This is a genomic window from Pseudomonas sp. GW456-E7 (assembly GCF_059424105.1).
This window is the reverse complement of record NZ_JBWKZB010000007.1, coordinates 62,530-77,890: the sequence shown is the minus strand read 5'-3', so window position 1 is coordinate 77,890 and position 15,361 is coordinate 62,530. Positions and strand designations below refer to the sequence as shown.

At 59.9% G+C, this 15,361-nt stretch carries 8 protein-coding genes and 1 pseudogene; 5 read left to right on the top strand and 4 right to left on the bottom strand.

What is annotated here, in order from left to right:
• Window positions 1-60: 60 nt before the first annotated feature.
• The 5 genes from AC07YV_RS07180 to AC07YV_RS07160 all read left to right on the top strand — a co-directional run bounded on the left by AC07YV_RS07180 (window position 61) and on the right by AC07YV_RS07160 (window position 6,532).
• On the top strand, window positions 61-2,583 hold the full coding sequence (locus AC07YV_RS07180; protein WP_102699082.1) for a CS1-pili formation C-terminal domain-containing protein: 2,523 nt from the start codon (window positions 61-63) through the stop codon (window positions 2,581-2,583).
• A 70-nt stretch (window positions 2,584-2,653) separates the two neighbouring features.
• Complete coding sequence (locus AC07YV_RS07175) at window positions 2,654-3,880, top strand: hypothetical protein (protein ID WP_494990274.1); 1,227 nt, start codon at window positions 2,654-2,656, stop codon at window positions 3,878-3,880.
• A gap of 60 nt (window positions 3,881-3,940) precedes the next feature.
• Window positions 3,941-4,684, top strand: coding sequence for a pilus assembly protein (locus tag AC07YV_RS07170; protein WP_102699081.1), 744 nt, complete (start codon window positions 3,941-3,943; stop codon window positions 4,682-4,684).
• Between the two features lie 63 nt (window positions 4,685-4,747).
• A complete protein-coding gene (locus tag AC07YV_RS07165; protein WP_102699080.1) occupies window positions 4,748-5,242 on the top strand; it encodes a CS1 type fimbrial major subunit in 495 nt (164 codons plus the stop codon).
• 36 nt (window positions 5,243-5,278) lie between these two features.
• Window positions 5,279-6,532, top strand: coding sequence for a hypothetical protein (locus AC07YV_RS07160; protein WP_102699079.1), 1,254 nt, complete (start codon window positions 5,279-5,281; stop codon window positions 6,530-6,532).
• 63 nt (window positions 6,533-6,595) lie between these two features.
• Here the strand turns inward: AC07YV_RS07160 and AC07YV_RS07155 are convergent, their stop codons facing one another.
• The 4 genes and pseudogenes from AC07YV_RS07155 to AC07YV_RS07140 form a co-directional block, all read right to left on the bottom strand.
• Complete coding sequence (locus AC07YV_RS07155; protein WP_494990276.1) at window positions 6,596-7,858, bottom strand: NEL-type E3 ubiquitin ligase domain-containing protein; 1,263 nt, start codon at window positions 7,856-7,858, stop codon at window positions 6,596-6,598.
• 2,382 nt (window positions 7,859-10,240) lie between these two features.
• Window positions 10,241-11,245, bottom strand: a pseudogene (locus tag AC07YV_RS07150) (dermonecrotic toxin domain-containing protein); the annotation flags it as partial.
• A gap of 171 nt (window positions 11,246-11,416) precedes the next feature.
• Window positions 11,417-14,539, bottom strand: coding sequence for a transglycosylase domain-containing protein (locus tag AC07YV_RS07145; protein ID WP_102699077.1), 3,123 nt, complete (start codon window positions 14,537-14,539; stop codon window positions 11,417-11,419).
• Between the two features lie 289 nt (window positions 14,540-14,828).
• Complete coding sequence (locus tag AC07YV_RS07140) at window positions 14,829-15,287, bottom strand: REP-associated tyrosine transposase (protein ID WP_102699076.1); 459 nt, start codon at window positions 15,285-15,287, stop codon at window positions 14,829-14,831.
• Between the last annotated feature and the right edge of the window lie 74 nt (window positions 15,288-15,361).

Sequence of the window (15,361 nt, the reverse complement as noted above, 5' to 3'; positions counted from 1 at the left end):
CGGCAAACTATCAAGTTTGCCGACCGGGCTTTGACTTCCTTGTAATCAGAGTATTTGTTCATGTTCCCGATGACGCCCATCGCGGCAACGCTTGCGTTGCTGTTATGTAGCAGCGCATTTGCGGCGCCGACTTCCGTTGATAATACGCCTCGAAGTTTACTGGCCCAGGCCAAGGGTCTGCCGGCCGATTTCGAGGAACATTTCTTCGATGTGCCATTGGCCGTGCGGGTCGAGCTTGATCAACAACCCCTCGGCGAGGCGATGATCGTGTTGTCCCGGGATGACCGGGTCACCTTGCTCGATTTCACCGACACCAGCGACAGCCGTTTCAGCGCTGGCGAACGCGACACCTGGGCCGGCATTCTTAAACCCGGCGTGGCATTGGGCACCTGCAGCGGCCAATGCCCCGAGCAGATGTTGGCGGTGCACTACAACCTGGAAAACTCATTGCTGTCGATCGTCACCGAAAATGCCGAGCGCGACACTGAGGCCAAGCGTTTCTACGATCAGCCCGAAGGCGGCAGCAACGGCCTGATGGTGCGCAACCAGCTCAACCTCAACGGCGGCCAGGGTCAGGACCTGGGCGGACGTTATGGCCTGGAGGCCAGCGGCAGCCTGGGCAACTGGAGCCAGACCTTCAACATGCAACTGGCGCGTCTCGGCGGGCCGGATGACAAGACTTATCACGCGGTGCATGAGCTCTACACCCAGCGTGAACTGCAAGGCAGTTTTTTCCGCCTGGGCTACTTCACCCCCAATTCCGAAGGCCTTACCCGCCAGCCCCGTTCGTTCGGCACCAGCCCCGACACCGCCGTGGGCGTGATGTACGGCAGCTCCGACAGCCTGGCGATCGACAGCCCCAAACCCAGCGTTTATCCGATCTATGTCACCGCCAATCGCCAGGCGTCGGTGGAGATTTATCGCGATGGTCTGCTGCTCAACACCCAATCGGTGCCCGCCGGTTTGCAAACCCTCGATACCCGCCCGTTGCCCGGCGGCATCTATGATGTGGAAGTGCGCTTGATAGAAGACGGCCAGGTCACTTCGACTACTCAGGAGCTGATCTACAAACCGACCAACTGGCGCAACGTTGAGGAGCGCTGGCGCTACAACCTGTTCGCCGGCCAGGAAAGCAAACTGCTGAGCAACTGGGATCAACAGGACAGTGGCGATGCGACGGCGGGTGCCGCGATCAATTACCTGCTGCACCCACGGGTCATCCTCGGGCTCTCGGCACGTCAGGTGCGCAACACGCTGCAGTACGGCGGTTCCATTGACTGGAGCCTGGCCAACAGCGTCAGCCTCTATGCCAATCTGTACCAGACCGAAGACCACGGCACCGGCGCCGATCTGCAAGCGCTCTACAACTATGGTTCCGGCAGTCTGGTGGTGAGCCACAACCGTAGCTGGCTCGACACCACCAACACCTACGACACGCTGCCCGACGGCACCCGTGTGCGCCAACGCAATGTGTTCACCGGCGAGACCAGCAATTCATCGCTGGCGCTGAACCACCGCATCAGCCGCAAGAGTTCGCTCAACGCGCGGGTCTCCCACAGTGACGGCAACGTTGAAGGCGTCGGCGTCGACCTGGGCTGGACGCAGCGCACCATGCTGCTGGGCAGCGACGCCAACTGGCGGTTGTCACTGTTCGATCGGCCCGGCAGCTACAGCAGCGGCGATGCGCGCAATCGCGGGGTCGACCTGAGCATCAGCGTGGCGCTCGGCGGGCCGGGGCAGCAGGTTTCCGGCAGCATCGGCAGCCGCACTGCCCGTGATGGCAGCCGCGACACCAACGCCTCGCTCGGTTATCGCAAAGACCTGCAAGACCACATCCTGCAGAGCGTCTCGGTGACTGCGCTGACCGACACCTACGGCGTCGGCCTGTCGAGCCTGGCGAACTTTCGCACCGACGCGATCAACGGCGACGGCTTTATCCAGCGTTCGTCGTTCAACGACAACTTCACCGGCGGCTTGAACCTGGACAGCACCGTGGTCGTCGGTGGCCAGCGCATGGCCCTGACCAGTCAGCATCAAGGACGAGGGGCCGGGATGATTGTCGATGTCGAGTCCGATATCGACGGCATCGCGTTACGCGCCGACGACCTCAGCGGCGGCAGCGCGGCATTGCGTCCGGGGCGCAATTTCATACCGCTGACGGCTTACAGGAACAGCTCGGTGAGCTTTGATTTCGAAGGCAATCACGCACCAGCGGCCAGCATCGAGCCGGCACGCACCCGCTACCACCTGAACAAGGGCGGCGTGGAGTACCGCAAGGTCTACGTGATGAAAACCCTGACCGTGCTCGGACGTCTGGTCGACCCACAAGGCCGGCCGCTCAAGGGCCACCACGTGATCAACCACGCCAGTCGTGGGGTGAGTGAAGTCGATGGCTTCTTCTCGATGGAAATGCACGCCGGTTCGCCGACCCTCGAAGTGCGTTACGCCGACCAGTTGCTGTGCCAGTTCCGGCTCGATACCGACAAGCACCGCAGTGAAAACAACGTGTTGATGATCGGCGATCTGCGCTGCTCGCCGGACACTTTGGCGGATGCCGGTTTCAGCACGCAGAAGTCAGGTTGAGCGACAGCCGATGTACAAAATTTCGAGGGTTGGATCAATGATGCATATGTCAGGAGCAACGGGCTCGCTAATGAGCCGCTTCACCCTCCTGGGCGTGTTGATGGTGTTGTTGCCCTCATCCGCCGAGGCCGTAACTCAGGAGATCAGGGCGGTGTTCAAACCGGACCCCGCGAATCCTCAATTCAACGCGTTCAAGAACACGACCCCGGTGAGTGGTTTTTGTCTTGATAACCCGAGCCAATGTCAGGCTACAAATTTGTTCAGTCTGCGCTTGCCCATTCAATCCTATTCGAACGCGACCATTCAGGGGGAGCACACCAATGAGCGGCAGGGCGCGATGTTCAATATTCCATCGCAGTGGGAGACGATTACCGTGACTCATCCGACTGCCCCGCCGCAGGTCGTGAAATTTCGCGTTGCCGGAATGGGTGTGTCTTACAAGCTACCGCTGCCAGCGCCAGAGCTGACGAACGGGGCAGGGCACGATTATCTTTTTGCAGGGGGGATCTGGAGCTATGCCGGCCCCCCATGCACAGGCTTGGCTGGTGCGGGCAACGACATCGGGTTCAACAGTTTCTGGAGGCATCCGATCGACGCGGGCGTTTGCGCCAAGCGAGCGATGTTCGATATTCCCCAGCCCTTCAAGTACGAAACATTCGACTTTACCTATGAGCTCATTACCCCCGACCCCCTCGCCATGGTCTCGGGTCAATACACCGGGCAGCATGTGTTTCGAGTGGGGCCGAATCAGGACTTTGACCTGGGTGACGTGATGGTCCCGAATGACGACGTCATCGTTCTGGATTTCAACCTCGACGTCGAGCATGAGCTCAAAATCGACATCCCCCCCGGTGGCGAAAAAATCCACTTGCTGCCCGCCGGTGGCTGGCAAAGCTGGCTGGCGGCAGGGCGCCGCCCAGTGACGTTGTCTCGCGACCAGACATTCAATATCTCCGCCTCATCGTATTTCAAGATGCAGCTGAGATGTGGAGTCAGCATGGATGAGAGGACCGAATGCGCGATTAATAATTCTGATGAGAATCGTCGAGTCCCGGTGTTCGTCAGCGTCAGCCTGCCTCCCGGTTTGACCGACCTCTCCGGGCAACCGGTCCGTCGCCAGCGATTGCGGCCGGGTCCGGAGAATGCCCTGCAGTTTAAACCCGGTTTTTATGTGGACCGGGCACCTGGCACCTTGCATTTCGAAATCCCGCCCCTTTGGGTGGAACAGATGGTGCGGCCTGGCGTGGCCAGCCGCTATTCCAGCGGTGTTTATGTGATCTGGGATTCAGAGATCTGACGGGCTGCGCCTCGAAAAATAGAGCCAGCACTGTGTTCAATGTCGTGGGGTTTTAAGGTTATGAAACGTCTGTTGTTAATGGTGGGTTTGAGCGGTTTTTCCCTGGGGCTTCAGGCCGGGCCGCAAATCAATGTCGGAACGGTGTACGACTATCTGGATGGCGACAAAAGCACCTACCTCAAGCGGGTGTTCAACAGCGGTGACAGCACGGCCTTCGTCAAGGTCAACATTCTGGAAATCGTCTACGACGCCGAGGGCACGCCTAGCGAAGTGCCGGTCAAAAGCGACCCGGGCGCGACATCGCGCGACGGGCTGATGGCCAGCCCCGCGCGCCTGATCATTCCGGCCAACGGCATGCAGGGCACGCGCCTGTTGTTCATGGGCGAGCGCGAGACCGAGCGCTATTTCCGCGTGCGCTTCATCCCGGTGGTGCCGGAAAAGGAAGACGAATTCGCGGTGTCCAGCGAAGAGCGCGAGGACTACAAAAAAAACCTCTCGGCCGGCGTCAATGTCATGACCGGATTCGGCACGGTGTTCTTCGTCAGGCCGAATAACAGCCGGTACGACAGCCAGATCGAGAACGGCGCCAGCACTTATCGCATTCGCAACAACGGCAACACGTCGGTGGTGGTCGACGAATTCCGTAACTGCTCGATCAAGCAGGAAAACGAGTGCGAGCCCACCACCAAGCACCACATCCGTGCGGGAAAAGAGTTCGCATTCGACAAGAAACCGGGACGTGAGTACCGCTTCAACCTGGTCGAGGGCGCATCGAAAAAGGCCTTGCGCATTGCCAGCCAGTAACCACCGGCACACATGCGTGGCCGCCATTGCCCGCCGCTTTTTTTGACGTAACAGGTACCTGAAATGATCAAGCTATCGGCCATCGCCCTGGGGACAGGCGTCGCGGCACTGATGAGTTCCCTGGTATTCGCCGCCCGCGAAGAGCACCGATTCGAAGTGTCGGTGGATATCCCGACCTTGGGTTTTTATGTGATACCGGCCGAGTCGAACTGGATTCATCTCGAGCAGACCCTGCCGTGGAACATCCACACCTCGACGCTGGAAGGACTGCGCAAGAACTTCGACGTCAAGCACGACACCAGCGCCATCCACGCGCGGCTGGAGAGCGAGCCCTACCTGTCCAACGGCCGCGACGAGCAGAACATCTACTTGCTCGTCAGCTTCAACGGCAAGACGTTGAGCCACGACCCGCAACCCCTTGAAGTGCTCTCGCGCGAGCAGGCTGTCGCGGGCGGGCGCTTTGCCCTGCAGATCCAGCCGAAGGTGCCCGCGGGCGGGTACAAGCCGGGTCGCTACTACGGCAACGTGAACCTGGTCTTCAGTGCGGCGGCGCCTTGAACCCGGCCATTCGTTGTAATATCGGAGAGAGCTTTCATGAATCTCAATACTTGTCTGCCGGGATGGCTGTGCTTGCTGGTGTTGTTTGTGCCGACTTCGGCCGAGGCGGTGAATCAGGAAATCAGGGCATTGTTCATGCCCGACTCAGCCAATCCGCAAAGCAACAAGTTCATCAATAAAACACCGTCCAGTGGCTACTGCGCGGATGCGCCCAGTGAATGCCGGGACAACGAGATGTTCAGCATCCGGTTGCCCATGCGCTTCGAATCGAACAGAGCGATGCAACCTGATGATGTGTCGCGTAATAGCGCCATGTTCAAAGTACCTGCGCAGTGGCGGACGTTGACGGTGACCAACGTGGCTACGCAGGAATCTGAAAAAGTCGAGGTGCGTATTGCCGGCATCGGTTCCCGATACGCCCTGAGCGATACGGCCGCGAATCTGACAGGCGCACCGAGTGCGGCGCAAGGACACCAACGCTTGTGGTCGGGGGGCGTGGCAGGTGCCTGGGTCAACGCGTCACCTCCCTGCCTGTACAGCGGTGTCGGGTTCTATACGGATCATGCGTTTCGTTTTTTCTGGAAAACTCCGGTTGAAGCGGCTTGTGTCAAAACAGCTAAATTCCTGGTACCGGCAATGTCCTATGAATACCTGGATTTCGCCTACGAGTTGCGAACGCCAAATCCTCTTGGCATGTCGTCGGGACTTTACACCGGTGACCTGAGCTATCGTATCGGTCCCGGCGGGGACTTCGACATGGGCGATGTGATGCTGCCAACCGACAGTGATTTGACCTTGAGTTTTGTACTGGACGTGCAGCACACCTTGAAAGTCGATATTCCACCGGGCGGCAACAAGGTCCAGTTGGCCCCCGCTGGTGGCTGGCAGAGCTGGTTACAATCGGGGCGCAGGCCGACGCGTTTGTTCCGGGACCAGACCTTCAATATCTCGGCATCATCGCGCTTCAAGATGCAGATGGAGTGTCAGTTCAGTGGCTTCCCATACGAATGCATGTTGAATGATCCCGTCTCCAAGCGATCGGTCGAGCTTCAGGTCAGCGTCAGTCTGCCCAATGGCCTGACGGACCTGTCCGGGCAACCGGTCAGGCGTCAGCGCCTGCGAACCGGGCAAGCCCAATCGCAACAGTTTCAACCTGGTTTCTATGTCGATCGGGCGCCTGGGACTCTGCATTTCGAAATTGCGCAAAACCAGATGGAGTTCATGCTGCAACCGGGCGTGGCCAGCCGCTATTCCGGCAATGTCACGGTGATCTGGGATTCGGATATCTGACGTGGTTGCGGCAAACCTGATCGCAACGAATGCCGTCAGGTTTGCCTCATGATGCAACCGCTATTACAACCCGGCCCTGCTCAACGCCGCGCGCGTCAAACGCCTGGACAGTTCTTTTTCGCCGTCCCACAGATCGACGAGGAACCGGTCGAAGTTCGCGTCACTTATCGGTTCATCGGCAAAGACAACCGTCTCGGGAACCGGCAGGTCGTTGGCCAGGTCTTTCAGCCTGTTGCGCAATGCCGCTCGTTCCACATCCGTCAATTGCGTGGATTCGACCCATTCGCGCTGGGTGGATCGCAGGGTCTCCAGCCACTCGTATTTGTTCAGATACTCTCGTTTGTTCGCCTCGATCTGAACAGGGTAATTTTCACCCAGCCAGGTTTCCCAGAATGCCTGCTCAAGCATTTTGTTCACCAGTCCATCACCTTCGCCCAGCGCCAGCACCGTGTCGTACGCCTGATCGATCATGGCGTCGGTGACACCGGACACCGGCCTGAACAGCATGCCTTCGGATTGCCAGGGCAGCTGCAAGCGATCAGCCAGACCGGTCTGATAAGCCAGATAGACCTCGACATCGTCCGGGTCGCCGCCACGGCTGGCGACATCGGCGCGGGCAATCTCGTTGACGTGCTCCAGCCGCGCGGCGCCTCGGGCCAGGGTGACCAGTTTGCGTTCCAGCTCAGCGGGGTCCGTGGAGTAGGAGTAAGCCTCGGAGGCGAGCACCTGAATGCCCATGTTGTTGAACAACTGCGCCCCGGCATCGGCGCAATCGACCGGGGCGATTGCCATGGTGTAGAGCTTTTCCCGCAGTGCGCTGTCGATGTAGACGGCATCGAGCATGCGCACCACGCGCTGCAGCAGTTGCCTGCGGGGTTCGCCACCGAGGCGATAGTCAGCGGAGTTTTTCGTTTCGTGCACCACGGTCAGGAACCGATGGGCCTGCGGGTCGTCGGTCAGTTCAAGCCAGTGAGTCTCCCGGTCTACTCCCCAGCCGGGCACATCGGTCCAGTTGTTCGGGTCGATGGCGTTGACGGTCACGGTTGTCGGACTGGTGGATGCCTCGAGGGGCTCCGGCGGCAAATTCAGTGAACGGCGGATTTCCTGATATCGCAGCTGGTTCAGCTCCGACAGACTGGCGACATCCAGTCGGGTACGCGCGATCACCCAGGCGCGTGCCGAGCCGGGGACGACTTCGGGAATCAGGTCGATGGGATTTTCCCGCAGGTCCAGCAAGAAGCCGCGCGGTCTGGTTTTCGCCAGCGTGCCCTCGGGCCATGTGGTCAGCCCGGTTTTTTTCAGGCCCACGACTCTCAGCCTCGGCATGCGGCTGATGTCTGGCGACAACCCCAGCGGATTACCGTCGAGCCTGAGGATTTCCAGGTAGGTCAGGTCCTTGAGTTGTTTGACGGCGCCGGCATCCAGCACGATCGCGTTATCGCTCAATTGCAGGCGTTCCAGTCGGTGCAGCGAACCGATGCTGTGTGGAAGACGGGTCAGGTCGCAACGCCTGGCGCTGAGCTCGCGAAGGTTCGGGAAGGCTTTGAGCAAGCCGTTCGCCTCGCTGGAAAACCGCGTATTGCCGAGTTTCAGGACGGTGATTTTGTCGAGGAACTTTTGCAGCTCCGGGGGGCGCTTTGACCACCAGGTTTCCAGGTTCAGGGGCAGCATCTCGGTGGAGAGATCCAGTGCGTAGCTGTCCGGGTCGCTACGGTTGCCAATTTCCGAGTATTTACGCTTGAAGCTCTTGAGCAGGCATTCGGCGATATGTTGGCCACCTTCATCCCGAAAAGCCGTGCTGTACGGCCCCCAGGTGTTTTCTTGCATGTATTCCCAACGATTGAGGATCACGCGCAGTTCATCGAGCTCGTTTTCCCGCTGCTCGATGGCTTGCATCGGCTCGCCTTTGGCGATCAGGGCATTGGCGAAGGCATCGACTTCGCGGTCACTGAAATCCTTGTGCAGGTCGAGGATACGCTCGTGCAGGGTTTCACCGGCCCGGCTGGTAAACGCACCTCTCACCAGCAGCAGTGTCTGATGCTCGGGCACGGCGCGGATGGGCGGTGCGGCGAGTATCGTTCGACGTTCGCCCAGAGGCTCGATCTTGACCATGGCCCACTGCCTGAGGCGTTCGGCGTCCCCCGCCTTGAAGCCCAGCGCGTTTTGCCCATTGTGCTGGGTCGCCCGCAGCAAGGCTTCGAAAAAGCCCTCCGCTGCATGGATTGGCTGATTCGACCCGTCACGCACCTCATAATTTCCCGCGTCATCATGAATCAATACCCGGACCCGCGCTGCGCTCTCAGGCCCGGCGCTGCAGCGCAGTTCACCGTCGAATGTGCCTTCCCTGATCTCGACGCGCAGCTCACCGACGGTGTCGCTGTTGATGCGCAAGGTGCCCAGCACCAGGCGTTCTGTGTCGATGTTGATCAACGCGTCATCGTACAGACCGTGGGCGGCACGCACCGATTGCGTCTCGAATTGCAGTTCCCGCGCCAGGCCTTTCAGGCGCAGCGGCAGGCGCTTTTTCTGCTCGATATGTTGGCGTTCCGCGGCGCTGGCGTTGGCGAGAATGCCTTGCGCCACCGTGTCGGGCAGGTCAGGGAATTCGCTGAACAGCGCAACGCTTTCGGCAGGTAGCGGGGTGCTGGCAGGCACGGGTGAGCCCAGGCGTTGCAGGGTATCGGTCAGCAATGGCGGCGGTGCCGAGTTGTCCATGTGCATCCGCCGTAGTGCGGCTTCATGGGTGCCGCTGATCTGACGAATCTGCTCCAGTTGTTCGTCATTGAAAGCATCGACGCTGTGACCAAGTCGCCGCATCAATGTCGAGCCTTGCCACTCGCGCGGGTTTTCCGTTTCGCAGACCCAGGCACCGTGACCATTGTGGCGCAGGGTCGGTGCGTAGGCATCGAAACGCTGCGGATGGCGGATGCGCTGTTGTCCGGTGACCGGATCGTCCAGCACTTCGAAGTGTTGATCGTTCAGGCGCAGGATGCGCCGGCCCTGATGCTGGTGAAGACCCTGTGCATCAGGCCGGGCGTCCGCGGGTAAATCCACGTCGGTGCGTTGATAGGGGTTGAGGTCTGGGTTCCACAGACGGGTCTCACCATTGGCCAACTGCACCGGTTTCAAGCTTTCGAAAAACGGCGAGAGTTTCGCTCTTGCGACGTTGCCGATCGCACCTCCCGCGGCGAACGCACCCAGTTGCACAACGCTTTGCAGTACGCCGATGGCTTGCTCGCCAGCCTCGGCGACACGGCCTTCGGCCAGATCGACGAGGCCCTCGACCACCTCATCGGTCAGTTGATACGCGGTGTAGGCCAGCATCAGTTCACCCATGCCGGGCACCAGTGGCGTCACCACCAGCAACGCGGCATTGAGAATGCCCGAGAGCATTTTTTCCAGGTTGTCCCACCAGGCCCAGCGGGCCATGCGGTCGGCGTACTCGGTGGAAATCGCGATGTCCCATGCGTCGTTGAGTACCTTGTTGATTTTTTGTCGGTGGAAGTAGCCCCACAGGTCGCCGTTGAAAACAGTGTCCCGATCGTTCCTGACGCTCGACAGCTGAAATTGCAGGTTGGGGTTATCCACCGGCGTTTCCCGCCAGCTGGGCAAGTTGGAGCCGGCCGGGGCCGGTTGCCATTTGACCTTGCTCAGTCGGTCGTTCAACCCGGCAAAGAAATGCCCGCGCTGCTGATGGGGCACGAACTGGCTGAAGAATTGTTGGTAGCTGCGGGGGGCGCTGGCATCGCGCAGCTGGCGTGTCAGTTCGGCCATGAATTCGAGCGACGACGGGTACTGCTTGAGCGGGTGCTGCGGGTCATGGGGAACATAGGCGATCACGGGCACGGGATCGGTCGCGGTGTTGGCATCAGGGGCGATCAGCACGATGCCGGTGAGGTGAATGTCCATCATCGACAGGTTGTAGCAGTCGACGGAGCGGCCGCTCCAGCGCAGGTTCTTGCGGTCGTCGAGCAGTCCCTGCACCAGGTCAAAGGCATCCTGCCCGATGTCGTTTTTCATCAGCGCCATGTTCGCCGCGATGTTGAGCGCGGTCTTGTGGCTGAGGCTGACTTTGTGGCGCAGGACGTTGCTGGCCACCCGGTTATGCGGCAGCAGGAAATCTCTCAGGTGTTGTTGGTAACGGCTGCCGATATCCAGTTCGCGGCACAGCGACTTGAACTGCTCGATACTCAGCTTGTGCTTGAGCTGTACCACGCTGAAATGCCCGCGTACGTCGGGGCGGGTGATGAATTCGGAGTCCTGGGTGAACGCCTCGTCACTGGAAAAATTGTGCAGGGCGGCATCCAGCAGCGAGACGGTACGGCTGGTGGTTGCGCCGGTAAAGTTATGACCCCATGACTGTGCTGGTGCATACAGCCGCAACCAGGTCTCTTCGACGTCATCTTCAACGCCGAAACGTTCGTTCAGTGCCTGTTGCAACAAGGGTTTGGCGAAGGCGTAGACATCCTGCAGTTTGCTGAACGCTCTATCGACATCGTTTTGCGCGCTCCAGCCGAGCTTGATCCCCTGTTTCAAACGCTCCTGTAACGCTTTTGCGGCGTCAGCCTGCCAGTCGGGAATGCTTACCCGGTCAGTTTTCAGTGCGTTGATACGGGTGAGTGAAGCCTCTGATAGCCAGGAGGGGATGGCCTTCCTGACCAGGTCGAAGTGGATGCTTTGATCCGGGTCTGAAATTCGATGTGGGTGGGGCATTGCCTGATCGTCCGTTGATCATGGATGGAGCGATCAGACTAGGCAGGCGACAACCGCAAAAAAAGCGCAAAAACCGGTTCGGAACGACGTCGATTGCGCCCCGAACCCGGTAAAAATCAGGAGTGAAAAATACATAGTTACTGCCACGCGGGCGTATCTGCCGATCCATGCCTAGCGGCGGGCGGTTGCCTCGGTTGCCGCCTTTGGCTGGCACATCGTGTGGGTGCCCGGTTGCAGGTACGGCGTCAGGATCGGCGCCATGCCCTTGAGCACCTGCACCGGCAACGCCGAGGTGAAGGTGAAGTTCTCCGCCGAGCGGCCCGGCACGAACGCCGTCAGTGTGCCGAAATGGTTATCGCCGATGTAGAACACGAACGTGGCTGTGCGGTTGAGCGATTTGGAGCTCAGGATCCGTCCGCCCGAACCGATGGCCTCGATGCGGTTGTCACCGGTGCCGGTCTTGCCGCCCATCGCCAGCGGGCTGCCGTCGGCCAGTTTGAAACTGCCGGACACGCGTTTGGCCGTACCGGCATCCACCACTTGCGAAAGGGCTTCGCGCATGGCCGTGGCGACTTCGGATGGCATCACCCGTTTGCCGACGTCGGGGTCATTGATCAGTTGGGTTTCATAGGGTGTGTGCGCGGCGAAATGCAGGCTGTCGATACGCAGGGTCGGCATGCGCACGCCATCGTTGAGGATGGTGCCGATCAATTCGGCCAAGGCTGCGGGACGGTCACCGGAGCTGCCGATGGCGGTGGCCAGCGACGGCACCAGGTGGTCGAACGGATAACCGACTTTCTGCCAGCGCTGGTGAATGTCGAGGAATGCCTCGATCTCCAGCATGGTGCGGATGCGACTGTCACGGGCGCCCTTGTGCCGGCTTTTGAACAGCCAGCTGTAGACCTCCTGGCGCTCGAACTGGCTGGCTTTGACGACGTCGGCCCACTTGGCGTCGGGGTGATTGAGCAAGTAGCCCATCATCCACAGGTCCAATGGGTGAACCTTGGCGATGAAGCCCTGGTCCGGCAAGTCGTAGGCGCCGGGACCGTAGGCTTCGTAGAGCCGCACGAGACGTTCGTCAGTGAGTTTTTCCGTGAGCTTGGCCCCCGTCAGGTGCGAGCGCACGAAGGCGTTGAAACTTTCCTGGCTGGCCTGTGGCAGCAGGTAGCGATGGACGGCGGCCATGCGGATCGGCGTCGGGCGCATACCGTCCAGGAAGGTTTCGAGCCGTTCCTGGGTGTCCTTGTTCCTGTACTTCTTCCAGAACTTGAGCAGGAACGAAGTGCCTTCGCGGTCGGCGAATTCGGCCAGGTATTCCTGGCGCCGCGGGTCGCGGTCGTCCTTGAGCAGTTCGGCACTGCTGTTGGGGCCGGAGTAGGTGGTGTAGCGCACCAGGTCACGCATCAGGCGAATGAACGGCAGGTTGATCGACTCGCGCAGGGCGTCGCGCAGGGTCGGTATCCGGCCGTTGTCTTCCTTGCGGAAGTTGTTGAACACATGCAGGCCGCCCCCGGTGAAAAACGCCTCGCCGGGGCTGGCGGAGTATTTGCGGTCCAGGGCTGCACCGAGCATTTTTTTCAGGTCGCGGTCCTTGTTTTCGATCAGGTAATCAACCGCCCAACGGCTCAGGCGGTCCTGATCCGGCACCTCGACTTTCTTCAGTTCCGGAACGGCCATGCCGGCGTATTTGTCGTGCAACTCGGCGATGATTTGCAGGTAGGTGGTCAGCACGCGCATTTTCGCGGTGGAACCCAGTTCCAGTTTGCTGCCTTCATTGATGTCGAAGGGCTGGTCGGTGCTGTCGGTCTGTACCCGAACCCGCGAGCCGTCCGGTGTCAGTTCGAACAGGGTGAAACTGTAGCGCACCTGGGTGGTGCTGGTGGTGGTCAGCAGGCGTTCGCCTATCAGGCCGATTTGCGTGGCAAACTCAGGGTCGGCGAGTTTTTTCAGGTACGTGGTGGCCTCGGATTGCAACTCGCCTTGCAGGGTGCTGGTGGCGGAGAGGTCAAGGCGGTCGAGGTCATACAGCGGGCGGTTGAGCATGCCGGCCAGACGGCTGCGCGCCACGCTGATGCCCTTGTTGGTTTCGATCGGTTGCATGGTCGGCTGGGTGGCCCAGTCGCGGTAGGTCACTTTGCTGGCCAGGGCGGCGGCGGCGAAATCGGCGTCGATCACATGGTTTTGCGCCAGCAGGCGAATATGGCTGTCGGTGAGGTCGGCCAGTTCGTCATGGCCCTTGGTCAGGTAATGCGACGGGCGGCGCTGCGCAATCATCAACGAAAGCATTTCACGCAAGGCCAGGCCTTTTTCCGCCATGGTTTTTGGATCCGTCGCGGTGCTGTTCAGTACCTTGTTGGCGCTATCGAAATCGGAGCCGTACCACACACGCAAACCCTCAGCCATGCCATGCACTTCACCGTGGCCCGGTACGGCTGACAACGGCACGCTGTTGAGGTAGTCGCGAACCACGTTCTGCCGCGCTTCGAGGGTTTGTGGCCCGGCCTGATAGGCGCGCACGGTGGCAGAAATCATCTGGCGGATTTTTTCCGCGCCATTGACCGTCAAGCCATCGGGGGAGTGCCGGTACTTCTCCAGTTGCGTGGCCAGGGTACTGCCACCGGCGGACTGGCCAGGCACGTGCAACATCTTGGCCAATTGGGACCACGCCGCCATACCGAACCGCGGCCAGTCCACCGCCGGGTTGGCGAGCGGCTGCCTGGGGTCGAGCAGGAAGCGGTTCTCGATGAACAGCAGGCTGTTGACCACCACCGGCGGGATCGCGGCAAAGGTTGAGTAAAGCTGCTGCGGGTAGTTGTACTGGTACAGCGGCGCTGCGCGGCAATCGGTGATCGACAGCCCGGCCTGGATTTTTTCGGCATAAGGCACGAACAGGCCTTTGTCGGTGTACTTCAACAGCTCTGGAGAAAAGCGGGATTGCGCTTCAACGACGAAGTTGCGCTTGATCAGGCGCGGCAGGAACTCATCCAGCGAGCTGTAGCCCAGGCGCCGATCGAACGGGCCGTCGCCCGGATAGCGAATCGCATCGCTGGGGCCGGGTTTGAGCTCATAGTTCAGTGACGCGGCATATTTGCTGACTTCCCGGGCCTGGAACCTCGAGGTGCGCATCTCCCTCATGGCGGCCAGCCCCACGACAATCGCGATAATCAACAGCAATAGCCAGAACGCTCCCCATCCGTGCCTGGAGCGACGGGGTTTTTCAGGTATAGGCGCTTCATCCACACTATCAGTCGGAACCACGGTTTTACTCGAATCGGTTTGCCATAAAGCGCCCATAGTCGACTGATCCATTCACGCAGATTGATCGGACTTGACTCAAGCTTAGACGGTGGTTGGCGAGGGTGAAAAAAATGTGAAGGGCAAAATGATGCACGGACGCACCGACAATCAGGCCAATTGAAGCACTTGTGGCGAGGGGGCTTGCCCCCGTTGCGCTGCGAAGCAGCGCTAAAACCTGCAACCGATAAAGGCCTGACACACCGTGGTTACCGAATTTGCGCCTGCTTCGCAGCCGAACGGGGGCGAGCCCCCTCGCCACAAAGAGCTTGATCCATGGGCGCTGCGTTTACAGCCAGCACGCATCCCAGAGCGGGTAGTCGCCAATTTTATCCACAAGCCCAGCCCTGAGTGGATTGGCAACAATGTAGCGAGCGAACGGTAGAAGGTCCTCTCCATCGCGAATGGCCCGGTCGTGGTAGCCGGATTGCCAGAAGGCTCCACTTTCGTTCAATGCCCGGTTGATGGTGAGGGTGCTCCGGGATTTGATGGCTTGCATGAGTTGCGCCAGCGTTTGCTGCTCAAGCTGGATCAACCAGTGGAAGTGGTCCGGCATGATGACCCAAGCCATTGAATCGACCCATTTTTGATCATGGGCTCGCCTGAGCTCTTCAACCAAAAGGCGTCCAACCCGCCAGTTTGCGAATATTCGGCGGCGCTGATGCACGACTGCGGTTAACAGATAGCCCCGTCCTGGTTCTGAGTACCGTCCGTAACGCAGTCGATGAGAGTTTGGATGTGGGTGCATTCCGTTGCGTCCTTGTAACTGTTGTCTAAGTACGCTAGCTCCTCGTTTTCCTGCTTGAACCTGTATTGGCTGAG

Coding starts and splice junctions, on each gene's coding strand:
- AC07YV_RS07180 (WP_102699082.1), top strand. CDS start 61: ATGTTCCCGATGACGCCCATCGCGGCAACGCTTGCGTTGCTGTTATGT.
- AC07YV_RS07155 (WP_494990276.1), bottom strand. CDS start 7,858: ATGCCGAGGCTGAGAGTCGTGGGCCTGAAAAAAACCGGGCTGACCACA.
- AC07YV_RS07175 (WP_494990274.1), top strand. CDS start 2,654: ATGAGCCGCTTCACCCTCCTGGGCGTGTTGATGGTGTTGTTGCCCTCA.
- AC07YV_RS07145 (WP_102699077.1), bottom strand. CDS start 14,539: ATGGGCGCTTTATGGCAAACCGATTCGAGTAAAACCGTGGTTCCGACT.
- AC07YV_RS07165 (WP_102699080.1), top strand. CDS start 4,748: ATGATCAAGCTATCGGCCATCGCCCTGGGGACAGGCGTCGCGGCACTG.
- AC07YV_RS07170 (WP_102699081.1), top strand. CDS start 3,941: ATGAAACGTCTGTTGTTAATGGTGGGTTTGAGCGGTTTTTCCCTGGGG.
- AC07YV_RS07160 (WP_102699079.1), top strand. CDS start 5,279: ATGAATCTCAATACTTGTCTGCCGGGATGGCTGTGCTTGCTGGTGTTG.
- AC07YV_RS07140 (WP_102699076.1), bottom strand. CDS start 15,287: ATGCACCCACATCCAAACTCTCATCGACTGCGTTACGGACGGTACTCA.